General features: G+C 74.5%; 22 protein-coding genes. 13 read left to right on the top strand and 9 right to left on the bottom strand.

Translation table 11 applies throughout. The features are described from left to right. Positions 1 to 49 precede the first annotated feature (49 nt). Positions 50 to 439, top strand: a complete 390-nt coding sequence (locus tag ACETWP_RS10640; RefSeq protein ID WP_373972215.1) for an SHOCT domain-containing protein — start codon at positions 50 to 52, stop codon at positions 437 to 439. Positions 440 to 568: 129 nt separating this feature from the next. On the opposite strand, the gene ACETWP_RS10635 is transcribed toward ACETWP_RS10640, so the two are convergent. The 4 genes from ACETWP_RS10635 to ACETWP_RS10620 form a co-directional block, all read right to left on the bottom strand. Then, entirely contained in the window at positions 569 to 754 is a 186-nt protein-coding gene (locus tag ACETWP_RS10635) for a CsbD family protein (RefSeq protein ID WP_373972214.1), read from the bottom strand. Between the two features lie 135 nt (positions 755 to 889). Further along, entirely contained in the window at positions 890 to 1117 is a 228-nt protein-coding gene (locus ACETWP_RS10630; RefSeq protein WP_373972213.1) for a helix-turn-helix domain-containing protein, read from the bottom strand. A 330-nt stretch (positions 1118 to 1447) separates the two neighbouring features. Then, the gene (locus tag ACETWP_RS10625) at positions 1448 to 3826 is read right to left on the bottom strand and encodes an ATP-binding cassette domain-containing protein (RefSeq protein WP_373972212.1); all 2379 of its coding nucleotides are present in this window, start codon (positions 3824 to 3826) and stop codon (positions 1448 to 1450) included. Between the two features lie 78 nt (positions 3827 to 3904). Beyond that, on the bottom strand, positions 3905 to 4570 hold the full coding sequence (locus ACETWP_RS10620) for a class I SAM-dependent methyltransferase (RefSeq protein WP_373972211.1): 666 nt from the start codon (positions 4568 to 4570) through the stop codon (positions 3905 to 3907). Between the two features lie 76 nt (positions 4571 to 4646). Between ACETWP_RS10620 and ACETWP_RS10615 the strand changes: the two genes are divergently transcribed. After that, a complete protein-coding gene (locus tag ACETWP_RS10615) occupies positions 4647 to 6137 on the top strand; it encodes a dihydrolipoyl dehydrogenase family protein (RefSeq protein WP_373972210.1) in 1491 nt (496 codons plus the stop codon). 13 nt (positions 6138 to 6150) lie between these two features. On the opposite strand, the gene ACETWP_RS10610 is transcribed toward ACETWP_RS10615, so the two are convergent. Beyond that, entirely contained in the window at positions 6151 to 6795 is a 645-nt protein-coding gene (locus ACETWP_RS10610) for a LysE/ArgO family amino acid transporter (RefSeq protein WP_373972209.1), read from the bottom strand. A 72-nt stretch (positions 6796 to 6867) separates the two neighbouring features. On the opposite strand from ACETWP_RS10610, the gene ACETWP_RS10605 reads away from it, so the two are divergent. The 10 genes from ACETWP_RS10605 (at position 6868) to ACETWP_RS10560 (ending at position 15892) form a co-directional block, all read left to right on the top strand. Continuing rightward, positions 6868 to 7767, top strand: coding sequence for an ArgP/LysG family DNA-binding transcriptional regulator (locus ACETWP_RS10605; protein WP_373972208.1), 900 nt, complete (start codon positions 6868 to 6870; stop codon positions 7765 to 7767). Positions 7768 to 7873: 106 nt separating this feature from the next. Next, positions 7874 to 8203 carry a biopolymer transporter Tol gene (locus ACETWP_RS10600; RefSeq protein ID WP_373972207.1) on the top strand — a complete coding sequence of 110 codons (330 nt, stop codon included), beginning with the start codon at positions 7874 to 7876 and terminating at the stop codon, positions 8201 to 8203. Positions 8204 to 8275: 72 nt separating this feature from the next. Next, on the top strand, positions 8276 to 8668 hold the full coding sequence (locus tag ACETWP_RS10595) for a YidH family protein (RefSeq protein ID WP_373972206.1): 393 nt from the start codon (positions 8276 to 8278) through the stop codon (positions 8666 to 8668). Beyond that, positions 8668 to 9021, top strand: coding sequence for a DUF202 domain-containing protein (locus ACETWP_RS10590; protein ID WP_373972205.1), 354 nt, complete (start codon positions 8668 to 8670; stop codon positions 9019 to 9021). Before ACETWP_RS10595 ends, ACETWP_RS10590 begins: the two co-directional genes overlap by 1 nt. Positions 9022 to 9138: 117 nt before the next feature. Next, entirely contained in the window at positions 9139 to 10263 is a 1125-nt protein-coding gene (locus ACETWP_RS10585) for a SpoIIE family protein phosphatase (protein ID WP_373972204.1), read from the top strand. Further along, a complete protein-coding gene (locus tag ACETWP_RS10580) occupies positions 10260 to 11585 on the top strand; it encodes a GAF domain-containing sensor histidine kinase (protein WP_373972203.1) in 1326 nt (441 codons plus the stop codon). Before ACETWP_RS10585 ends, ACETWP_RS10580 begins: the two co-directional genes overlap by 4 nt. Then, entirely contained in the window at positions 11570 to 13558 is a 1989-nt protein-coding gene (locus ACETWP_RS10575; protein ID WP_373972202.1) for a glycosyltransferase family 2 protein, read from the top strand. The genes ACETWP_RS10580 and ACETWP_RS10575 overlap by 16 nt, the downstream gene beginning before the upstream one ends. Next, entirely contained in the window at positions 13542 to 13874 is a 333-nt protein-coding gene (locus tag ACETWP_RS10570; RefSeq protein WP_373972201.1) for an STAS domain-containing protein, read from the top strand. Before ACETWP_RS10575 ends, ACETWP_RS10570 begins: the two co-directional genes overlap by 17 nt. Beyond that, on the top strand, positions 13867 to 14346 hold the full coding sequence (locus tag ACETWP_RS10565; protein WP_373972200.1) for an ATP-binding protein: 480 nt from the start codon (positions 13867 to 13869) through the stop codon (positions 14344 to 14346). The genes ACETWP_RS10570 and ACETWP_RS10565 overlap by 8 nt, the downstream gene beginning before the upstream one ends. 25 nt (positions 14347 to 14371) lie before the next feature. After that, positions 14372 to 15892, top strand: a complete 1521-nt coding sequence (locus tag ACETWP_RS10560) for a carboxylesterase/lipase family protein (protein WP_373972199.1) — start codon at positions 14372 to 14374, stop codon at positions 15890 to 15892. A gap of 15 nt (positions 15893 to 15907) precedes the next feature. On the opposite strand, the gene ACETWP_RS10555 is transcribed toward ACETWP_RS10560, so the two are convergent. From ACETWP_RS10555 to ACETWP_RS10545, 3 genes are all read right to left on the bottom strand, one after another. After that, the gene (locus ACETWP_RS10555; RefSeq protein WP_373972198.1) at positions 15908 to 16255 is read right to left on the bottom strand and encodes a PRC-barrel domain-containing protein; all 348 of its coding nucleotides are present in this window, start codon (positions 16253 to 16255) and stop codon (positions 15908 to 15910) included. 106 nt (positions 16256 to 16361) lie between these two features. After that, complete coding sequence (locus tag ACETWP_RS10550; protein WP_373972197.1) at positions 16362 to 17528, bottom strand: EAL domain-containing protein; 1167 nt, start codon at positions 17526 to 17528, stop codon at positions 16362 to 16364. Positions 17529 to 17533: 5 nt separating this feature from the next. Continuing rightward, the gene (locus ACETWP_RS10545) at positions 17534 to 17710 is read right to left on the bottom strand and encodes a DUF1059 domain-containing protein (protein ID WP_373972196.1); all 177 of its coding nucleotides are present in this window, start codon (positions 17708 to 17710) and stop codon (positions 17534 to 17536) included. Between the two features lie 218 nt (positions 17711 to 17928). Here ACETWP_RS10545 and ACETWP_RS10540 point away from each other — a divergent pair, with 218 nt between their 5' ends. Continuing rightward, entirely contained in the window at positions 17929 to 20580 is a 2652-nt protein-coding gene (locus ACETWP_RS10540; protein WP_373972195.1) for a S8 family serine peptidase, read from the top strand. Here ACETWP_RS10540 and ACETWP_RS10535 read toward each other — a convergent pair. After that, entirely contained in the window at positions 20577 to 21713 is a 1137-nt protein-coding gene (locus tag ACETWP_RS10535; RefSeq protein ID WP_373972194.1) for an alcohol dehydrogenase catalytic domain-containing protein, read from the bottom strand. The two genes, ACETWP_RS10540 and ACETWP_RS10535, sit on opposite strands and share 4 nt — an antisense overlap. Positions 21714 to 21841 lie beyond the last annotated feature (128 nt).

The following is a 21841-nucleotide window of genomic DNA, read 5'->3' as shown; positions in this document are numbered from 1 at the left end:
GCAAACAGGCGCACCGGACCCCGGCGCGCGAAGCGATTAGGGAGCGGCAATGGGACTCTGGGACAGCTTCTGGGAATTCTTCTGGTTCCTCTTCTCGATCTACATCTTCATCGCGTTCCTGGCGATCCTCTTCTGGATCGTCGGGGACCTGTTCAGGGACAAGGGTCTCAGCGGCTGGTTGAAGGCCCTCTGGATCGTCGCCCTGTTCGCCTTCCCGCTCCTCGCGTCCCTCGTCTACCTCATAGCGCGCGGCCGCGGCATGGCGGCAAGGAGCATGCGGGACGAGGCCACCCGGCAGGTGGAGCAGGCGGACTACATCCGCTCGGTGGCCGGCCCGAGCGCGAGCGACGAGATCGCCAAGGCGCACTCGCTCCTGGACGCGGGGACGATCACCGCGGAGGAGTACGCCTCCATCAAGGAGAAGGCGCTGGCCACATAGGGGCCGCCGCGCCGACGTCCGCGGACAGCCGACGTCCGCAGACAAGGGAAGACCCCGGCCGCTGCGCGGGCCGGGGTCTTCCGTCAGGCGTCGATCCGGGCGGTCAGGCGCGGACCGACGCGCCGGGAGTCATCGTCCGGTGACGTCCTTGGCGGCGTCCTTGACGTGCTCGCCGGCCTGCTTCGCGTTCGCGCCGGCCTGGTCCTGGGCGCCGTCGGCCTGAAGCCGCTCGTTGTCGGTCGCGTCGCCGATGCCTTCCTTGGCCTTGCCGACGGTCTCCTGTGCCTTGTTGCCGATCTTGTCTCCGAGCCCCATGGGGTCCTCCTCTGATTCGTGTACAGCAGGAACAGACCCCAACTTACGAGCTAAGTCTGGGAAACCACTGTGAACGGCGGCGGGCACCGGGGCACCGGAGCGCCGCGGCGGACGCGGCGGAGCGAGCGGGACCGGTCAGGAATCCGGGCTCGGTGGCGGCGGGGTGCCGGGCGCGTGCTGGTCCGCGATCAGGTACTCCTGCACGGCCTTCTCCGGCACGCGGTAGGACCTGCCGAAACGCACCGCGGGCAGTTCCCCGGAGTGCACCAGCCGGTAGACGGTCATCTTGGACACGCGCATCGCCGTCGCGACCTCGGCCACCGTCAGGTAGTTTGCGTTTTCGAACTTCTCCAACTCAACCACTGAGTCCCCCGTCAGAAGGTCCATCGTCCCCACGATGGATCACGGAACGCTCCACGATCTTCGACCACTGGAGTACCGCTATGCGCAGGGTAAGCATGCGTTGCCTTCGTGCGCCAGAGGTACGGGCGGTGGATTTACCCGCGTCGTGCCGGCGCTCCGCGCGCGATCGTCGGGCCGAGGGAGACGATGAAGGTCCCAGCCATGGGGGGTGGCTGGGACCTTCGTCATCACTCGCACCTTCATGAGGTGTGTTCGACGGTATCGGCCGAACCTTGGGGTCTCCTGCATGCCCCGTGTGAGTTCGGCCGGACGCGCCGGCGCCGGTTCCGCTCAGGCGCCGACGTACGCCGCCAGGTGCTCCCCGGTGAGCGTGGAGCGGCCGGCCACCAGATCCGCCGGCCTGCCCTCGAAGACGACCCGGCCGCCGTCGTGCCCGGCGCCCGGGCCCAGGTCGATGATCCAGTCGGCGTGCGCCATGACGGCCTGGTGGTGTTCGATCACGATGACCGACTTGCCCGCATCGACGAGCCGGTCCAGCAGCCCCAGCAGGTTCTCCACGTCGGCGAGGTGCAGGCCGGTGGTCGGTTCGTCGAGCACGTAGACGTCGCCCTTGTCGGCCATCTGGGTGGCGAGCTTGACGCGTTGCCGCTCGCCGCCGGACAGCGTGGTGAGGGGCTGCCCGAGCGTGAGATAGCCCAGTCCGACGTCGACGAGCCGGTCCAGGATCTTGTGGGCCGCAGGCGTGCGCGCCTCGCCCCCGGCGAAGAACGCCTCCGCCTCGCCCATCGACATCGCCAGCACCTCGGCGATGTTGCGCCCGCCCAGCGTGTACTCCAGCACCGAGGCCTGGAACCGCCGGCCCTCGCACTCCTCGCACGTGGATTCGACCGTGGCCATCACGCCCAGTTCGGTGAAGATGACCCCCGCGCCGTTGCAGGTGGGGCAGGCGCCCTCGGAGTTGGAGCTGAACAGCGCCGGCTTGACGCCGTTGGCCTTGGCGAACGCCTTGCGGATCGGTTCGAGCAGCCCGGTGTAGGTCGCCGGGTTGCTCCGCCGCGAACCCTTGATCGCGCCCTGGTCGATGACCACGACGCCGTCGCGTCCGGCGACGGAGCCGTGGATCAGCGAACTCTTGCCGGAACCGGCGACGCCCGTGACCACGCAGAGCATGCCGAGGGGGATGTCGACGTCGACCCCCCGCAGGTTGTGCGTCGAGGCCCCGCGCACCTCCAGGGCGCCGGTCGGGGCGCGCACCGCGTCCCGGAGCCGCGCCCGATCGTCGAGGTGGCGGCCGGTGATCGTGTCGCTGTCCCGCAGCGCCCCGACGGTGCCCTCGAAGCACACGCGGCCGCCGGCCGTGCCCGCGCCGGGGCCGAGGTCGACGACGTGGTCGGCGATGGCGATGGTTTCGGGCTTGTGCTCGACGACCAGCACGGTGTTGCCCTTGTCCCGCAGCTGCAGCAGCAACCGGTTCATCCGCTCGATGTCGTGGGGGTGCAGGCCGATCGTGGGCTCGTCGAAGACATAGGTGACGTCCGTCAGCGACGAGCCGAGGTGGCGGATCATCTTGGTGCGCTGCGCCTCCCCGCCGGAAAGCGTCCCGGCCGGGCGGTCCAGCGAGAGGTACCCCAGGCCGATCTCGGTGAACGAGTCGAGCAGGTGCCGGAGGCCCTTCAGCAGGGGTGCCACCGACGGCTCGCGCAATTCCCGCACCCATCCGGCCAGATCGGTGATCTGCAGGGCGCACAGGTCGGCGATGTTCCTGCCGCCGATCCTCGAGGACCTGGCCTCCGCGCTGAGCCGCGTGCCCGCGCACTCGGGGCAGGGCTGGAACGTGACCGCGCGCTCGACGAAAGCCCGGATGTGCGGCTGCATCGCCTCGACGTCCTTGGACAGCATCGACTTCTGGATCTTCGGGATGACGCCCTCGAAGGTGAGGTTGATGCCCTCGACCTTGATCTTGGTCGGTTCCCGATAGAGGAGATCGTTCAGTTCCCGCTCGGTGAACCGCGAGATCGGCTTGTCCAGATCGAAGCCGGCGCCGCTGAAGATGCGGCCGTACCAGCCGTCCATGCTGTACCCGGGAATCGTCAGCGCGCCCTCGCCGAGGGACTTGGTGTCGTCGTACAGCGCCGTGAGGTCGACGTCGGAGACCGAGCCCATGCCCTCGCAGCGCGGACACATGCCGCCCAGGTAGACGGCGTCGCGCACCACGTTCTTCTCCACCCTGCCGCCCTTTTCGGTGCTCATCACCCCGCTGGCCTTCCGCGTCGGGACGTTGAAGGAGAACGCGGTGGGCGGCCCGATCTGCGGCGTGCCGAGCCGGCTGAACAGGATCCGGAGCATCGCGTTCGCGTCGGTGGCCGTGCCGACGGTCGACCGGGGGTTGGCCCCCATCCGTTCCTGGTCCACGAGGATCGCCGTCGTCAGGCCGTCCAAGAGGTCGACTTCGGGCCGCGCCAGCGTCGGCATAAAACCCTGCACGAATGCGCTGTAGGTCTCGTTGATCATCCGCTGCGACTCCGCGGCGATCGTGCCGAACACCAGCGAGCTCTTGCCCGAGCCCGAGACGCCCGTGAACACCGTCAGCCGGCGCTTCGGGATCTCGACGTCGATGTCCTTGAGGTTGTTCACGCGGGCGCCCTGGACCCGGATCAGGTCGTGGCTGTCGGCGGGGTGCGGCGCGGGCGGCGGGCTGCTGATGTCCATGGTCGCCACTGTAGCCGCGGCCCAGCGCCCCGCGCCTCCCCGTCGTGGGCCGGTCCGGCGACCCGCGTCCCGGACCGGCTATCCGTTCCCCACCGCGGACAGCGTGCCCCAGCGCGCCTGGAGGTGGCCTCCGCGGACCGAGGCGCCGCCGACCTCGCGGCAGCGGTCTTCGACCGCCGTCCAGGGGTGCGCGGCGATGTCGGATCCTCCCAGGGCGCAGGCGAGTTCGGCCAGCGGCGCAAGCCACCGCGCCCGCCCGACGGGCTGCTGCATGTCCACCACGCACAGGCGCGCCCCGTGGCCCAACCCGTCCGCCAGGTGTTCCGCCACGCGGCGCCAGCCGGGCATGAGCGAGAGGGAATAGGTGGCCAGGCCCGCCCGGGACGTCGGGGAACCCGCCCCGGCTCCGACGGAGCCCAGCAGCGCCGCGATCCGGTCGGGTGCCATTGTCTCCAGGTCGGCCTGCACCAGCACGACGTTGTCCCAGCCGTGGGCGGCGGCGCGGCGCTCGGCGCGGCGAAGCATGCCGGCGCTGCGGTCGATTCCCACCACGGCCCCGCCGGGGCCGACGCGCTCCATCAGCGGGCCGAAGTTCAGCCCCGTCCCGCATCCCGCGTCCAGCACGCGGGCGCCGGGTTCCGGCCCCAGGCCCGCGATCCCCGCCAGCCTCCCCGCCCGGTACACCGGGTATTCTCCGGAGAACGCGTCGTAGAACGGCGCCATCGCGTCGTAGGCGTCGCGCACCCCGTGCCTCCCCGCATCACCGGAGGGCAGCGGCGGTCGCCGGTGCCCGACCGCGACTCTAGGGAAGGAGACGGCCATGGGCAAGGACATGATCGACCTGCTGGTGGTCGGCGGGGGGACCGCCGGCATCGTGGGGGCGCAGACGGCGGCCTCCCTGGGGGCGCGCACCCTGCTCGTGGAGCGTGCCCGCACCGGCGGGGACTGCCTGTGGACCGGCTGCGTGCCGTCCAAGACGCTGCTGGCCGCCGCGTCCGACGCCGCGCGCCTCCGGCGCCACACCGGGGCGCCCGTCGACTTCGACCGGGTCCGCGAGCGCGTCCGGTCGGCCATCGCCGCGATCGAACCGGTGGACTCGCCGGCGGCGCTCGAGGCGGCGGGGGTCGGGGTGCTCCTCGGGAACCTGCGCTTCACCGGTCCCGGCCGCGCCGAGGTCGACGGCCGGCCGGTGGCCTTCCGGCAGGCCCTCATCGCCACGGGCGCCGCGCCCGCGGACCCCGGGATCCCCGGCCTGGACCCGGGCCGCACCGTCACGTCCGAGACCGTGTGGGACCTGGCGCGGCTGCCGCGCCGCCTCGCCGTCGTCGGCGGCGGGCCGGTGGCCTGCGAACTCGGCCAGGCCTTTGCCCGGCTGGGGTCCGAGGTCACGCTGATCGTCCGGTCCGGCCTGCTGCCCGCCGAGGACCCCGACGCCGTCGACGTGTTGCGTGAGGCCCTGGTGGCCGACGGTCTCCGGATTCTCGAGCACGCCGTGGTCCGGGCGGCGGAGGTCGAGGGCTCCGGGGACGTCGAGGGCTCCGCGTCGCCCGTGGACGGCGCGGTCCGGCTGCGCCTGGGCGACGGCACGGCTGTCGACGCCGACGTCGTGCTGCTGGCCACCGGGCGCGTGCCGCGCACCGCGGGTCTCGGGCTCGACGCGCTGGGTGTCGGTCTCGACGAGGCGGGACGCGTCGCCACGGACACCCGCCTGCGCACGTCCGTTCCCACGGTGTGGGCCGCCGGAGACGTGACCTCCCGGCCGCGCCACACGCACAGCGCGGGCATCGACGCGAGCCTCGCGGCCTCCAACGCCGTGCTGGGGCTCCGGCGGCGCGTGGACGACGCCATCCCGCGGGTCACGTTCACCTCCCCGGAGATCGCGGCGGTGGGCGCGCGGACGGGTGCCCGCCGCCACGGGTCCCCGGCCGGCCCGGTCAGCGAACGCACGGTGGCCCACACCCACGTGGACCGGGCCATCACCGACGGCGACACGCGGGGCTTCACGCGGCTGGCGCTGGGCCGCGGCGGGCGGATCCTCGGTGGGACGATCGTGGGGGCGAGGGCGGGGGAGTCGCTCGGCGAACTGTGCCTCGCGGTGCGGCACCGCCACACGACCGCCGACGTGTTCCAGGCGATGCATCCGTACCCCACGCATTCGGACGGCGTCTGGAACGCCGCGATCGCCGACGTGCGGGACCGGTTGGCGAAGCCTCCGCTGGCCGCGCTCACCCGCGGTCTCGCCGCGGTGCGGCGGGCCCGGCTGGACCGTACCCGGCGGAAGCCCGTCGGGTTGGATTCCGCCCCGCGCTAGCGCCGCGCCGGACTCAGCCCGGGATCCCGGCGACCAGGCTCGCGGCGAGCGCGAGCATCACCGCGGCGACGACGGCGTCGAGCACGCGCCACGCGACCGGCCGGGCGAAGAGCCCGCGGAGCACGCGGGCGCCGTAGCCGATGGCGACGAACCAGACGACGCTGGCGGCGACCGCGCCGGCGGCGAACCGCCAGCGGCCGCCGTCGCCGTGGGTCGCGGCAACAGAGCCGAGCAGCACCACCGTGTCCAGGTAGACGTGCGGGTTGAGCCACGTCAGCGCCAGACAGGTGAGGACCGCGGCCGCCAGCGGGCCGCGGCCCGCGGAGCGGCCGCCCGGCCCGGCGGCGGAGGCGTCGACCGTCAGCGCGGCCGGACGGAGCGAGCGGCGCAGCGCCAGGGCGGCGTACGCGGCCAGGAACACCGCGCCGCCGATCCGCGCGGCCGTGAGCGCCCACGGTGCCGTCTCCACCAGGGCTCCCATGCCGGCCGTCCCGGCCAGGATCAACGCCGCGTCCGACAGCACGCAGACCGCGACGACCGCCCCCACGTGGCGGCGCTGGATGCCTTGGCGCAGGACGAAGGCGTTCTGCGCGCCGATGGCGGCGATGAGGGACAGGCCGGTGCCGAAGCCGGCCACGGCGGCGGAGAAGAGGGACATGCCTCGACCGTACGGGTCGCCTCCGTATGAAGTACAGATCATTATTTTGGGGTTTCATGAGAATCTTTCAGGATGGACCTCTCCTCCGAGCAGTTGCGCACCCTCGCCGCCGTCGTCGCGACCGGAACGTTCGAGGCGGCCGCCATCGAGCTGCGCCTCACCCCCTCCGCCGTCAGCCAGCGGATCCGGCAGCTGGAGCGGTCCGCGGGCACCGTGCTCCTCCGCCGGACCAAGCCCGCCACGACGACGGAGTCCGGCGACGTCCTCCTGCGCCTGGCCCGGCAGTTCGCGACGTTGTCCGCCGACGCCGAGCGGGAACTCGGCGGGTTGCCGGGCGGGGGAGGGCCGCCCCGGGTGCGGGTCGCCGTCGCGGTCAACGCCGACAGCCTCGCCACGTGGTTCGGCGCCGCGCTGTCGGAAATCGCAGGCGATCCGGGCCTGGAGCTGGAGGTGATGCGCGAGGACGAGGGGCTCTCCGCGGAGCATCTGCGCTCCGGCCGCGCCATGGCGGCGGTGACCACGAGCGCCCATCCGGTGCAGGGGTGCTCCGCCGCGTACCTCGGCACGCTCGAGTACCGGGCCATGGCGGCCCCGGGCTTCGCGGAACGGTGGTTCGGCGTGGCGGCCCGCGGCGGCGCCCACCCGCTCGCCGCCGCCCCGGTGGTCCACTTCGACCGCAGCGATCCCCTGCAGCGGGACGTCGTCCGCCGGTTCGCCGGGCCCGACGCGGACCCGCCGTCGCACCACGTCCCGGACTCCGTGCTGTTCGTGCGGTCGATCGCCCAGGGCCTGGGCTGGGGCATGGTCCCGGCGGCTCAGGACCCGGGCGACGGCTCGCTCGTGGCGCTCGACGCGGCATGGGTGCGTCCGGTGCGTCTCTTCTGGCAGCGCTGGAAGATCGACACCCCGGCCCTGTCCCGCGTCTCGGCCGCGGTCGCGCGCGCGGCCGCCGACGGGTTGTCCCGGGACTAGCGAAAGGCGTCCCCGCCCGCTGCTAGCCTGTGGGCGTGACCGGCGGGCCACCGGCCAGCAGCCCCGCGCGCCGCAGGCACCCGGCGCAAACAAGGAGAACACGGCCATGGGCGGCAAGGACACGGACACGACCACCGACGACGAGCGCTACTTCCTGCACGGCGGGCGGCGTTGGCGGCGGGCGGACCCGAGCCTGCCGGACGACGTCGGTCGGCGCCTGCTCTCCCACCTAGGCCGGGCGCGTGCCGAGGTCGGGAAGCGAAAGCGGGCCGGGGAGGACACGGCGCTCGCGGCGGCTCGCGCACGCGTGCAGCTGGCCAAGACGGGGCTCGGGGAGCGCGGCGACCCGTGGTGGGAGCAGACCGCGCGGGAACGCCGGGACCGGTGGACCTCCGCGCTGGAGGACCTGGATGCGTTGGCCGCGCCGGACGACTGAGGCGCCCCGAGTGTGAGACGCTGTCGTCCGCGGGTCGACGACGCGCCGGAACGAACGTGAGGGAGGCCCACGGTGGCAGTGGAAGACGGAACCGGGGAATCCGGGCGGGGGTGGCTGGCCGCCAGGCTCCTGCCCGGCGGGACGGAGCCGGACGCGCGCTTCACCCTCGCCAACGAGCGGACGTTCCTGGCCTGGATCCGGACGTCGCTGGCCTTCCTGGCCGGCGGGATCGCGCTGGAGGCCTTCGCGAGCGAGCTCTTCGCGGCACCGCTCCGCCAGGGCCTGGCCATCTTCATCATCTCCATCGGCATGCTCGTCAGCCTCGGCGCCGCCTTCCGGTGGCTCGCCGTGGAGGCCAGCATGCGCCACGGCCGGCCCCTCCCGCTGCCGCTGATCGTGCCGCTGCTCGGGCTCGGCGGAGCGCTGGCGGCCGGCACCGTGATCGTGCTGCTGGCGCTGGGCTGATGCGCCGCCGGGCCCGCCGGACGCGCCGCGAGCCGGCGCCCCGCCTCCACGAGGATCCGGGGCTCCAGCCCGAGCGCACCGTCATGGCCTGGGGGCGGACCATGATGTCCCTCTTCGTGGTCAGCGCCGTCTTCGTCCGGTGGCTGCCCTACTACGGCTGGTGGATGGTGGCGCTCATCGCCGTCGCCGGGGCCGCAGCCGCCGGCATCTACGCGACCCAGCGCCGCCGCTACGCCGAGCAGTCCCGGGGCATCGTCCGGGGCCGGATCCGGGCCGACGCGGCGGCCGTCGCCTGGACGGCCACCGCGGTCCTCGCGCTGGGGACGCTCGGGATCACCGTCGTCGCCCGGTGACGCACAAGTCATCACATCGGCAACATGCTCCCCTCCAGCACCGCCGCGTGGTTGGATGGGTCGAGGACGCCGCAGCGGCTCCGGAACCACCGCACCACCACGGAAAGAGCACCGCACATGCCGACGGACCCCTTGCCGCGCATCGCACTGGTCGTCGAGGACGACGACGACATCCGCGGCCTGCTCGTCCAGCTGCTGGGCATGGAGGGCTTCGCCGTCACCGAGGCGAGCACGGGCCTCGCGGGCATCGAGCTCGCCCGCGCCCTCTCGCCGGAGCTGGTGACGCTGGACCTGAACCTGCCGGACCTCGACGGCGTCGAGGTCTGCAGCGAACTGCGCCGCTTCTCCGACGCCTACATCATCATGCTGACGGCCCGCGTCACGGAGACGGACAAGCTCACCGGACTGGAGACCGGCGCGGACGACTACATCAGCAAGCCGTTCAGCCCGCGCGAACTCCGGGCCCGGATCGCCGCGCTGTTCCGGCGGCCGCGCCGCGCCCCCGCGGCCGCGCGCACCGACGAGGACGAGCTCAAGCGGGCCGAGGAGGTCCAGCGCAGCCTCCTGCCGCGCGCCGCGGTCCACCTGCCCGGCTACGACGTCGGCGGTGCCTTCCAGCCCTGCCGCAACGTGGGCGGGGACTTCTACGACTGGTACCCCACGGGCGACCGGCTCAACCTGACCGTCGCCGACGCCATGGGCAAGGGGATGGGTGCCGCGCTCGTCGCGGCCACGGCCCGGGCCACCCTGCGCTCCTGCTCCGGCATCGAGTCGCTCGGCCAGGCCTTCGCCTCCGCCGGCCGCATCCTTGCCTCGGACCTCGAGGCCTCCGGAAGCTTCGTCACCATGTTCCACGCGCGCCTGGACCCGCTGCGCCACACGCTCGGCTACGTCGACGCCGGGCACGGGCTGGCCCTGCACGTCTCCGCCGACGGCACGTACCGCCGCCTTCCGGGGGGCGGCCCGCCCGTCGGCGCGTGGGGCGGCGGGGGCTGGAGCGCCGATGAGATCGCCGTCGCCCCCGGCGACCGCCTCGCGATCGTCAGCGACGGGCTGCTGGACGCGTTCGCCACGCTCGGTGAGGCGCTGGACGCCGCGGCCCGCGTGGTGGCCGCGGCCGGCAACGCCCAGGACGCGGCGGACGCCCTGGTGGAGCTCGGCCGCGCGGGCGCGGTCGAGGACGACGTGACGGCCGTCGTCGTCCGGCGCCTTCCGGCCCTTCGGCTGGAGGCGGCGGCGTGAGCGCCCGCGACGAGGCGCTGCGCCAGGAGGTCCTTGCGGCCTACGGCCTGCCCCACGGGTCCGCCGGTTCCGCGGGGGCAACCGGGGCAGGCGACCGGGCCGGAGCCGACGCGACGTCGGACGTGGGGTCGCTGGAGCAGCTGCGCTCGTTGACCGCGACGGCGGCCGCGGCCTGCGGGACACCGATCGCCGTGCTGAACATCATCACGGTCGACGAGCAGCACCAGGTCGCCGCCCACGGCGTCGACGCCTCGGTCTGTTCCCGCGAGGACTCGATGTGCGCCCACGTGTTCCGGGCGCCGGACGCCACGGTGGTCCCCGACGCGTCGGCCGACGCCCGTTTCGCGGCGAATCCGCACGTGACCGGCGAGCTCGCCGCGATCCGCTTCTACGCCTCCGTGCCGCTCCTCGCGCCCGGGGGCGTGGCGCTCGGCTCCCTGTGCGTGTTCTCCGAGGAGACCGGCGCGCTCGACGCCGCCCAGCGGCGGGTGCTGGAGGGCATCGCCGAGCACGTCGTGGACGTCCTGGACCTGCAGCTGCGCACCCGGCAGCTGGAGACGGCGCTCCAGGAGATCCGCACCAGCAATGGCCGGCTCGCCGAATTCGCCGGGCGGGTCAGCCACGACCTGCGCACGGCGCTGACCTCGGTGCTGGGCTACGTGGAGCTCGGCGAGGATGCGTCCGCCGCCGGGGACGCCGCGGCGCCGGGCTACCTCCGGATCGCCGGCGCCTCGGGGCGGCGGATGCTGCGGATGATCGACGACGTGTTGGACTACTCCACGGTCGGCGGCGCCCTGCGGAACAGCGAGGTCCGGCTCTCGCGGCTCGTCGGCGAGGTCAGCGAGGACCTGGCGGCGCTGCTCGCCACCTCCGGTGCGATCGTGGAGTGCGCGGACGCGGCCGTCCCGGGCGACGCCGGCCAGCTGCGCGCGCTGCTCCAGAACCTGGTCTGCAACGCGGTGGCCTACCGCGTCCCCGGCACCGTTCCGGTGGTCGCGGTCTCTGGCGGCACGACGGCGACCCACGCGTTCCTCGAGGTCGCGGACAACGGCCCGGGCATCCCCCCGGCGGACCGCGGCCGCGTCGTCGAGCCGCTGGTGCGGCTGGGTCGGGCCGGCGACCCGCCGGGCACCGGACTGGGGCTGGCGACGTGCGCGCGCATCGCCGCGGCCCACGGCGGCGCCCTGGAAATCGGGGACGCCCCCGATGGAGGCGCGACCGTGACGGTGCGCTGGCCGCTGCCCGATCCGTCCGCGACCGATGCACCGGGAGCGGGTGGGGCACGGTCCGGCCGCCGGGGGGTCCCGTGCGTGGCTTCCTGACCCGACTGCTGGTGGTGCTCACCGTCATCCTGGGCACCAATTACGTGGCCTGGCGCTGGCTGGAGTCGCTGAACTGGTCCGCCTGGTGGATCGCGGTGCCGCTGGTGCTCGCCGAAACGTACAGCCTGATCGACGTCGGCCTGTTCGGGCTCACGGTGTGGAAGCTGCGGAGCCGCGGCGAACCGCCCGCGCCGGCGCCGGGCGCCACCGTGGACGTCTTCGTCACCACCTACAACGAGCCGCTGGACCTGGTCATGGAGACCGCCCTGGCTGCGCAGCGGATCCGCCACCCGCACACCACGTGGATCCTGGACGACGGCGCCCGCCCGGAGCTGCGCGAGCGCGCCGCCGAGCACGGGCTCGGCTACCTGACGCGCAGCGAGGACTGGAAGGACATGCCCCGGCACGCCAAGGCCGGCAACCTCAACAACGCGCTCATGGTCACCGAGGGCGAGTTCCTGCTGATCCTGGACGCGGACCAGATCCCGTCGCCGGACATCCTCGACCGGACGCTGGGCTACTTCAACGAACGCCGCGTGGCGCTGGTGCAGACCCCCCAGCACTTCGTCAACGTCCCCGCCGACGACCCGCTCGGCAGCCAGGCCCCGCTGTTCTACGGGCCCATCCAGCAGGGCAAGGACGGCTGGAACGCCGCGTTCTTCTGCGGCTCCAACGCCGTGCTGCGCCGCGAGGCCCTCATGCAGCTGGGCCTGCGGGGCTACGTGCGCGAGCTGGAGCGCTCGGTCGGGCAGGCGCTCAAGGCCTCCGGGAAGGTGCTCCGCAAGGCGCGGCGCTCGCCGCAGGCCCAGGACCCCGCGGTCGCGCAGGCGCTGGACTCGGTCGAGCGCGCCACGGCGCAGGCCCGGGCGGACATCGACGGCGGTGCGTCGCTCGACGAGGTCACCTACCGCGTGCGGCGCCACGTCGACGCCGCCGTCCGGCGGCTCGTCGGGGCCGACCTGTCGGCGCTGGGCGCGGATCTGGCGGAGATCGCGGAGCTGGAGCGGCTCACCGGGCTCGCGGGCGGGCCGGCGGACGCGGCGGCAGACGCGCGGGTCCTGCCCGGGGACATCGACGAGATCGTCGGCCTCATGTCCGCCCGCGACTGGTCCCCGCTGGCCGCGCTGGAGTCCGTGCAGGCGCTCCTGGACGCCCTTTCCGTCGAGCGGACCGGGGAGGCGCAGCCCATCATGCCGCTGGCGACCATCTCCGTCACCGAGGACATGGCCACCGCCATGCGCCTGCACTCGATGGGGTGGCGCAGCGTCTACCACCACGAGGTGCTCGCCGTCGGCCTGGCCCCGGAGGACCTCCAGACCATGCTCACGCAGCGGCTGCGTTGGGCGCAGGGCACCGTCCAGGTGCTGCTCCGGGAGAACCCGTTGGGCGTGACGGGCCTCAAGTGGGGCCAGCGGCTCATGTACTTCGCCACCATGTGGAGCTACCTGAGCGGTTTCGCGGCGGTCGTCTACCTGGCCGCGCCGGTGGTGTACCTGACGCTCGGGATCCTGCCGGTGGACAGCCTCAGCGCCGAGTTCTTCATCCGCTTCATCCCGTTCATGGTGGTCAACCAGCTGCTGTTCCTGGTCGTGGCGCGCGGCGTGCCCACCTGGCGGGGGCAGCAATACAACCTGGCGCTGTTCCCGACCTGGATCAGGGCCTGCACGACGGCGGCGCGCAACGTCTGGTTCGGCCGCCCGCTGGGCTTCGCGGTCACGCCGAAGGAGCGCCAGGACGGCGGCCCGGCGTGGAGCCTGATCCGGCCGCAGCTGACGGCCATGGTGCTGCTGGCCGTGGCCCTGGTCCTCGGCGCGGTGCGCCTGGCCGTCGGACTCAACGAGCCGATCGGGACACTGGTCAACGTCGCCTGGGTCGCCTACGACCTGATGGTGCTCGGAGTGCTTGTCAAAGCGGTCCGCTACGGCGGATACGTCCCCGAAGAGAGGAACACGGAACATGCAGTTCAACGTTGAGGCCGCGGAGGGCTACACGGAGGTGGCGGGCACCGGGCGGCTGAACATGGTCGCGGCCCCGCGCCTGCGCGAGGTCGTCGCGGACACCGTCGCGGCCGGTAACACGCGCATCGTCGTGAACCTGGCCGACACGGAGTTCATGGACTCCTCCGGGCTGGGCGCCCTGATCGGCTGCCTGAAGCTGGCCCGGCAGGCCGGGGGCGACCTGCGCATCGCCTGCGTGCCCGCGCAGGTGCTGATGGTGCTCCAGCTGACGGGCATGGACCGGGTGCTCACGCCGCACCCGTCGGTGGCGGGGGCGTTCTCCGGTGACTGACGTCCTGGCGAGCAGCGCGGTGCGCCTGCCGGCGACCCCCGAGGCGGTCGACGCCGTCCACGGGCAGCTCGAGAGGCTGTGGGAGGTGGCGGACTTCGTGCCCGCGCTGGACCGCATGGCGTTCGAGACCGCCGTCGTCGAGGCCGCCTCCAACGCGGTGCGGCACGCGGTCGCCGCGTCCGGGGCCGTGCTGGAGATCGGGGTGGAGGCCACCGTGACGCGCCGGAGCCTCGAGGCGCGGATCTGCGAGTACGGCGCCGTTGTCCCGGACCTGGACCCGGCCGCGCTGGCGGGAGGCGACCCGGGGCGGGACCCCGCGCACGGCGCGGGAGAGCCGGACACCGGGGAAAACGCCCCCGAGTCGGGCCGCGGGCTGGCGCTGATCCGCGCGCTCGTGACCACGCTGCGGTTCGAGCGCCGGGACGGGACCAACATCTGGACGCTGAGCCGGGACTCGCCCGCGTCCGGGTGAGGCCGGGGTGTGCCATGATCGACGCATGAGCATACCCGCGGCGCCCGGCGACGACCTGACCGTCCCGACGGGCGCCGGGCCCGTGCGCGGCATCGTCGCGAACGGCGTGCGCACCTGGCGCGGGATCCCCTATGCCGCGGCCCCGGTCGGGCCGCTGCGCTTCCGCGCGCCCCGGCCGCCGCGGCCGTGGACCCGCGTACGGGCGGCCGACCGGTTCGGCGACGCGCCGCCGCAGGTGGTCCGCTCGCGGAACCTTGGCGCGGGGCGCCACCCCGTCAGCGAGGACTGCCTGACCGTCAACGTGAGCGCGCCCGCGGATCCGCCGGACGAACCGCTGCCCGTCGTCGTCTGCATCTACGGCGGGGCGTTCCTCATCGGCTCCTCGGCCGGCCCGGTCTATGGCGGCGAGCACCTCGTCGCGGCCGGGGACGTCGTCTACGTGTCGCTGAACTACCGCGTGGGCGCGCTCGGCTTCCTGGACCTGACGCGCTACGCGGACGCCGCCCACCCGTTCGAGTCCAACCTCGGACTCCGCGACCAGGTCGCGGCGCTGGAGTGGGTCCGGGACAACATCGCCGCGTTCGGCGGGGATCCCGGCAACGTGACGCTGCTGGGCCAGTCGGCGGGCGGGACGTCCGTGCTGACCCTGATGGCCGTGCCCGCGGCGAAGGGGCTGTTCCACCGCGGCTTCGCCCTCAGCCCCGCCCCGGCGTCGGTCTACGCGAAGGAGCGCCACGACGCGTGGGCGCGGTCGTTCGTGCGCGCCCTCGGCGTCGAGGAACGCGACGCCGCGGCCGCGCTGACGACGCTGCCGTGGCGGGACCTGGTCGCGGCGATGGACCGGCTCTCCCCGTTCCTGGGCCGCGCGGCGGACCGCGACCCGATGCCGTCCTCCCCGGTGGTCGACGGCGACTTCCTCCCGATGCACGTCATCGACGCGTTCGACACCGGGGCGGCGCAACCCCTCCCGCTGGTGCTGGGCACGGCGAGCCGCGAGGCCGCGCTCTTCCGCTACCTCAACGCCCTGCCCACGACGCCGGCCCGCATCACGGCGGCCATCGGGCGGTCCGAGCCCGCGGCGCTCGAGCGGATCCTCGCGGCCTACCCCCGGTTCCCGCGGCGCGACGCCGTGATCGACATGGTGGGCGACGGCATCTTCTGGCACCCCACCGTGCAGGTCACCGAGGCGCACTCGCGCCACGCACCCGTCTGGTCCTACCGCTACGACTTCGAGACGCCCCTGCTGAGGCTCGCGGGGCTCGGGGCGACGCACGGCACGGACGTGCCGGCGATCTTCGGGGCGTTGGACCGGGATTCGGGGCGCTTGTTCACGATGCTCGGGGCACGCGAGGACGCCGCGGCGCTCAGCGCCCGCTACCAGGGCGCGCTGTTGGCGTTCGCCCGCGACGGCGACCCCGGCGCGGACTGGCCCCGGTACGACGAGCTGACGCGCCGCGTGCGCATCTTCGACGGGGAGGATCGGATCGAGTCCGATCCGCGCCGCGGGCTGCGGCTGGCCTGGGGGGACTACCGCGGGTACCTGTAGCCGTCCGGGCGCCGCTCAGAGCCCGTAGTGCTCGAGCAGCCGCGCCTCGTCCTCGGGGCTCAGCTGCGTGCGGTGGTCGACGTCGGGGGCGTGCTTGATGTCGTCGAAGGCGAAGGAGACGTGCAGGTCCTGCGCGTACTCGCCCTCGCCGAGCCGGGCGCCGTGCAGGGGCACAACGTGCTCCCGCGTCCCGAACAGGCCGAGCGGGATGGAGACCCACTGCGGGTGGCCGGCGCCGTCGACGTAGACCTGTCCGACCTTGCCGAGCCGGCGGTCGGCAGCGTCCCACGCCGTGGCGTCCTGCAGGGCGTGCAGCTCGATCAGGTCGGGGACATCCCGGGGGTCGCCGCTGTTCTCGTCCATGTGGTCTCCGTCCGTGGGTCCGCGTCTGTCCGTTCCACTCTTCCCCGGGACGCGGCCGGCCGCAAGACCCCGCGTCGCGCGGGACGGGAGGCCCGCGCGCGCGGGCCTACCGTCGCCCGCCCGCGTCGGCCGCGCCGGCGTCGGCCGCGAGGGCATGGATCATGCGTTCGAGACGCGCGATCCCGACGAACCGCCCCGCGTTGTCCGTGACCAGCAGGGGCTCAAACCGGCTCGGGGCGTCCCGGGTCATGGACCGGGCCAGGGCCTCCGCCAGCGGCGTGGACAGGTTGGCGCGCAGGCCGGGTTCGACGACGCCGAGCCGCGACGCGCCGGCCCCGAGGGCGGCGAGCGGGCGGTGGTGCTCCCCGAGCAGGACCACGCAGCGCAGCGAGGGGTCTTCCCGGAAGGCCTCGGCGGCCGCGGAGACGCTGCCCGCGGTCGCGACGATCTCGAGGACGTCCCGGACCGTGCGGTGGCGATCCGGGACGCGCCGCGAGAGGAGGCGCGCGGCGACGTCGGGGTCGATCCCGGCCCATGGCGGGGCCGGCCGGGCCAGGCAGTACCCCTGGACCAGGGGGACCCCGAGGGCGGCGAGGGTGTCGAGTTCCTCGACGCGTTCCACGCCCTCGGCCAGCAGCCACGCGTCCACGCGGCTGGCGAAGGTCCCCAGCATCTCGATCAGGGCCCGCTTTGCCTCGTCGTGGTCGACGTCGCGCACCAGGGCGCGGTCGATCTTGATCATGGAAGGGCGCAGGGCCAGCAGGTGCCGGAGCCCGGCGTACCCCGCCCCGGCGTCGTCCACCGCGATGAGCGCGCCCGCGCCGCGCAGCTGCGCCAGGTCAGGTTCCAGCGCCACGTAGGACTCGATGGGTGCCTGCTCCGTCAGTTCCACGACCAGCCCGCCGAGCGCCCCGGCGTCGCGCCACACCGCGCGGATCTCGTCCGTCGGGAGCAGGTCCGGGGAGACGTTCAGCGTGAGGAAGCAGTTGGCGGGCAGCGTGGACCGGGCGGCGAGCGCCGTGCGCAGCACCACGGACTCGAGCTCCGCGGCGCGGCCCGCGGCGCGCGCCGCGGCGAACCACCGCTCGGGATTCGGCTCCGGGAAACCGGGAAAACGCGCCAGCGCCTCGTAGCCGACGACGATGCCGCGCGCCGTGTCGACGATCGGCTGGTAGACGCTGGCGACGCCCTCCCCGCGGCACGCGGCCGCGAGCATGCCCTCCCAGTCCGGGCCGGCGGCGCCCGCGGGGAGGGCCGGGGACGCCAGGGGCACGGCGGTCAGCCCACCGCGACGATCGCGGAGCGGACGGACCGGACGAGGTCGGGCGACACCTCGGTCAGGCCGTGGGCGGACGCGGCGTGCGCGGCCACCTCGAACAGGACCTCGTCCTCGGTGCTGCACACCCAGCGGGCCTCGCAGCCGGGAACGACGTCTCCGCAGGCGAACGATTTCATGGAACCTCCCAGAAGTTTCGGATGGAATGGAGACACTCTAGATCGGCCCCCGGCCGTGCCCGCGGATGCCGCGCCGAACAGCCTTCGGCGCGCCGCGCGGCCGCCCTATCCAACGCGACCCCGCCCTGACTAGGATGTCGAGGGGGGGTACGTGGATACATCCCACTGATTGCGCGCCGGACCGACGGTCCGGACACGCCGTTCGCAGGATGCCGACCATGAACCCCAGCCCGCGCCTCTCCGCAGCCGTCGCCTCCCTGACCCTCGCCGCCGTGCTGGCGGTGCCCTGGGCGGTGCCCCTCGCGGCCCCGGCCGCGGCCGACCGGCCCCAGGCCGCGGCCCGCAACGACGCCCCCGCCGCCGCCCGCAACGACGCCCCCGCCGCCTTCCGCAACGACGCCCGGGACGCCCGGCCGGCCGTGGAGCGGCGCGGTCCGTCGGCGGGGGACCCCACGCCGGAGCCGGCCACGGACCGGTTCATCGTCAAGTTCAGGGACCGCGCCGTCCTGGGCCCCGCCGGGCGCCAGACCGCCTACGGGCGCACCGCGCGGGAGCTCGGCGTCTCCGTCCGGGAGCTGCGCTCCACCGCGACCGGCGCGCGGGTGGTCGGCACGGGCCGTCCGCTGGATGCCGCCGCCGCCGGGGCGTTCGCCGCGGAACTCGAGGCGAACCCCGCCGTCGAATACGCCGAACCGGACCGGATGCTGCGCCACGCCGCCGCGGCGCCGAACGACGAGTACTACGCCCTGCAGTGGGGCCTGTTCGACGAGCTTTCCGGTCTCCAGGTCCCCGAGGCCTGGGCGAACGCGGCCGCGGGGACCCCCGCCGGGGACCCGGCGCGCGGCCGGGGCGTGGTGGTGGCCGTGGTCGACACCGGGATCACCGCGCACAGCGACCTCGACGCCAACGTCCTGCCCGGCTACGACATGGTCTCCGACGCCGCCATCGCCCGCGACGGCGGCGCCCGGGACTCCGACGCCCGCGACGAGGGGGACTGGTACCGGACACACGAGTGCGGCTACGGCATTCCGGCGCAGGCCTCCTCGTGGCACGGGACGCACGTCGCCGGGATCATCGCCGCGCGCGCGGGCAACGGCACCGGCGTCGCGGGCGTCGCGCCGAATGCGAAGATCCTGCCGGTCCGCGCGCTCGGCGCCTGCGGCGGCTACGCGTCGGACATCGCGGACTCCATCGTCTGGGCCGCGGGCGGCACCGTGCCCGGGGCTCCGGCGAACCCGACCCCGGCGCGCGTCGTCAACCTCTCGCTCGGCGGCGACGGCGCGTGCGACGCCACCACGCAGGCGGCGATCGACACGGCGGTGGGCGCGGGCGCCGCCGTCGTGGTCGCGGCGGGCAACGAGGACCGGGACGCCAAGGGGTCCACCCCGGCCAACTGCCGGGGCGTGATCGCCGTGGCCGCCAGCGGCCGCGAGGGCGCCCGGGCCGGGTACTCCAACTACGGGGCGGCGGTCGACGTCACGGCCCCCGGCGGCGACTTCGCCACGGGCGACTACAGCGGCATCGCGTCCACCATGAACCTCGGCTCCGCGCGGCCGGGCCCGGAGGGCTACTCCTTCGGGGAGGGCACCTCGATGGCCGCGCCGTTCGTCGCTGGGGCGGCCGCGCTGCTCTTCGCCGCGGAGCCCGCGCTGACCCCGGCGCAGGTCGAGGCGCGGCTCAAGCTCACGGCCCGCCCGCTGTCCGCCCCGTGCGCGCCGGGATGCGGCGCCGGACTCGTCGACGCCGGCGCCGCCCTGCGCCACGGCACCGGGACCGGCGCCCCGCCCCCGCGCGGCACGCAGCCGCTGTCGCCCGGGAGCCCGGTGATCCGCGGGACGGTGGCCGTGGGCCGGACCGTGACGGCGGACTCGGGGGACTGGCGCCCCGCCGCGCAGCAGGGCTTCTCCTACCAGTGGTACCGCGACGACGCAGAGATCCCCGGGGCGGCGTCGGCCGCCTACCGGCCCGTGCCCGCCGACGCCGGCACGTCCCTCTCCGTCACCGTGGCCGGTGCGCGGACGGGCTACCTCCCCTCGTCCAGCGCCTCCCGCCCCGCCTTGGTGGCGGCGGGGACGCTGTCCGCGCCGCGGCCCGCCCTCGCCGGCGTGCAGCGGGTCGGGCACACGCTGACAGCGAACCCCGGGACGTGGACGGCCGGGACAGCGCTGCGCTACCAGTGGTACCGCGGCGCGACGGCCATCCGCGGGGCGACGGCGCGGACCCACAAGACCACCGGACTCGACGCCGGCCGCTGGATGTCCGTCCGGGTGACCGGCACCAAGACGGGCTACGCGACGCGCTGGGTGCGGTCCGCGCCGACCGCGGCGCTCGCGCGCGGCGTGCTGCGCGGCCCGGCGCCGACGGTCGCCGGCACCGCGAAGGTCGGGTACCGCCTCACGGCGAACCCCGGGACCTGGACGGCCGGGACGACGCTGCGCTACCAGTGGTACCGCGGCTCGACGGCGCTGCCCGGGGCGACGGCGCGGACCCACCCTGTCTCCGGGTACGACGCCGGCAAGAGCCTCGCCGTGCGGGTAACCGGAACCAAGACGGGGTACGCGACGCTCGCGCGGCGGTCCGCGGCGACGCCGACCGTCTCGCGGGGGACCCTGGCCGCCTCGGTGCCGACCGTCGCGGGGATCCCGCGCGTGGGCCACCGGCTCACCGCCGACCACGGTGCCTGGACGCCCGGGACCACGCTGCGGTACCAGTGGTACCGCTCCGGGCGGGCGATCGGCGGGGCCACGGCGAAGACCTACCGGCTGGTGTCCGCCGACCGCCGCGACGCCCTCCGGGTGCGCGTCACCGGGACGCGGACCGGCTACGCCACGGCGTGGAGGTACTCGCCGCCCACGGCGGCGGTCCGCTAGGAGCCGGGGCCGGCGCCGAAGAGGACGACCTGGCGGACGGCGCGCCCGTCCGCGAGCTCGTCCAGGGCGCGGTTGAGGTCCCCCAGGGCGATGGTCGAGGACGTCAGCTTCTCCACGGGCAGGCGCCCCTCGCGCCACATGCGCGCATAGACCGGGATGTCGCGGTCGGGCACCGCGGAGCCCAGATAGGACCCGACGATCGTGCGGGCCTCCGCGGTGAGCCCCAGCGGCTCGATCGAGGACATCGCCCCGGGCGCGGGCAGCCCCACGGTGACGGTGGTCCCGCCGGGCGCCGTCGCGGCCACGGCGGTCTCGAACGCGCGCGGATGCCCCGCCGCCTCCACGACGACGTCGGCCTTCAGGCCCAGCGACGCGACCTCCCCGGGCGTGTGCGCGGCGCTGGCGCCGAGTTCCCGGGCCCTCTCCAGCTTGTCCGGGTTCGCGTCGACGCCGACCACCGTCCCGCCGCCCGTCCAGCCCGCGGTCACGGACAGCGCCGTCAGCAGCGCCGCCATGCCGACGCCGCCGAGCCCGACGACCATGATGGACTGCCCCTCGCGCGGGCGCCCGGCGTTGAGGACGGCCCCGCCGCCGGTCAGCACGGCGCATCCGAGCAGCGCGGCGACCTGCGCGGGGACGTCGGCGTCGACCGGGACCACCGACCTGCGGTTCAGCACGGCGTGCGTGGCGAAGGCCGAGACCCCCAGGTGGTGGTTCACGGGGCGGCCGTTCGCGCTCAGCCGCCGGTGGCCGCCGAGCAGCGCGCCGGCGCCGTTGGCCTCGCTGCCGGGCGCGCAGGGGAGCTTGCCGTCGGTGCGGCAGGCGGCGCAGTCCCCGCAGCGTGGGAGGAACACCGTCACGACGCGCTGCCCGGGCGCCAGGTCACCGACGCCGGGACCGACGGCCTCCACGATGCCCGCGGCCTCGTGGCCCAGCAGCATCGGGAGCGGCCGGGGGCGGTTCCCGTCCACGACGGAGAGGTCCGAGTGGCAGAGGCCGGCGGCCTCGACCCGGATCAGCACCTCGCCCGGCCCGGGACCGTCCAGCTCGAGGTCGACGATCCGCAGCGGCCGCGAGTCCGCGTAGGGGCGCGATGCGCCGGATTCCGTGAGGAGCGCGCCCGTGATCTTCATGCCTGCGACGCTAGCGCCCCGCCCCGCGAGTCTCAACCGGATTGGCGCCGGGCACGGAAAACGCCGGCGGTCGTGCCCCCGTTCGGGACCGGCCACCGGCGTTGTCTTTTCCGCGCGCCCAGCCTAGG

The sequence above is a fragment of the Arthrobacter halodurans genome (assembly GCF_041877255.1).
Lineage (GTDB): Bacteria > Actinomycetota > Actinomycetes > Actinomycetales > Micrococcaceae > Arthrobacter_N > Arthrobacter_N halodurans.
This window is presented reverse-complemented; position numbering and strand designations above follow the sequence as displayed.

Coding starts and splice junctions, on each gene's coding strand:
- ACETWP_RS10640 (WP_373972215.1), top strand. CDS start 50: ATGGGACTCTGGGACAGCTTCTGGGAATTCTTCTGGTTCCTCTTCTCG.
- ACETWP_RS10635 (WP_373972214.1), bottom strand. CDS start 754: ATGGGGCTCGGAGACAAGATCGGCAACAAGGCACAGGAGACCGTCGGC.
- ACETWP_RS10625 (WP_373972212.1), bottom strand. CDS start 3,826: ATGGACATCAGCAGCCCGCCGCCCGCGCCGCACCCCGCCGACAGCCAC.
- ACETWP_RS10615 (WP_373972210.1), top strand. CDS start 4,647: ATGGGCAAGGACATGATCGACCTGCTGGTGGTCGGCGGGGGGACCGCC.
- ACETWP_RS10610 (WP_373972209.1), bottom strand. CDS start 6,795: ATGTCCCTCTTCTCCGCCGCCGTGGCCGGCTTCGGCACCGGCCTGTCC.
- ACETWP_RS10605 (WP_373972208.1), top strand. CDS start 6,868: ATGGACCTCTCCTCCGAGCAGTTGCGCACCCTCGCCGCCGTCGTCGCG.
- ACETWP_RS10600 (WP_373972207.1), top strand. CDS start 7,874: ATGGGCGGCAAGGACACGGACACGACCACCGACGACGAGCGCTACTTC.
- ACETWP_RS10590 (WP_373972205.1), top strand. CDS start 8,668: ATGCGCCGCCGGGCCCGCCGGACGCGCCGCGAGCCGGCGCCCCGCCTC.
- ACETWP_RS10585 (WP_373972204.1), top strand. CDS start 9,139: ATGCCGACGGACCCCTTGCCGCGCATCGCACTGGTCGTCGAGGACGAC.
- ACETWP_RS10570 (WP_373972201.1), top strand. CDS start 13,542: ATGCAGTTCAACGTTGAGGCCGCGGAGGGCTACACGGAGGTGGCGGGC.
- ACETWP_RS10560 (WP_373972199.1), top strand. CDS start 14,372: ATGAGCATACCCGCGGCGCCCGGCGACGACCTGACCGTCCCGACGGGC.
- ACETWP_RS10555 (WP_373972198.1), bottom strand. CDS start 16,255: ATGGACGAGAACAGCGGCGACCCCCGGGATGTCCCCGACCTGATCGAG.
- ACETWP_RS10545 (WP_373972196.1), bottom strand. CDS start 17,710: ATGAAATCGTTCGCCTGCGGAGACGTCGTTCCCGGCTGCGAGGCCCGC.
- ACETWP_RS10540 (WP_373972195.1), top strand. CDS start 17,929: ATGAACCCCAGCCCGCGCCTCTCCGCAGCCGTCGCCTCCCTGACCCTC.
- ACETWP_RS10535 (WP_373972194.1), bottom strand. CDS start 21,713: ATGAAGATCACGGGCGCGCTCCTCACGGAATCCGGCGCATCGCGCCCC.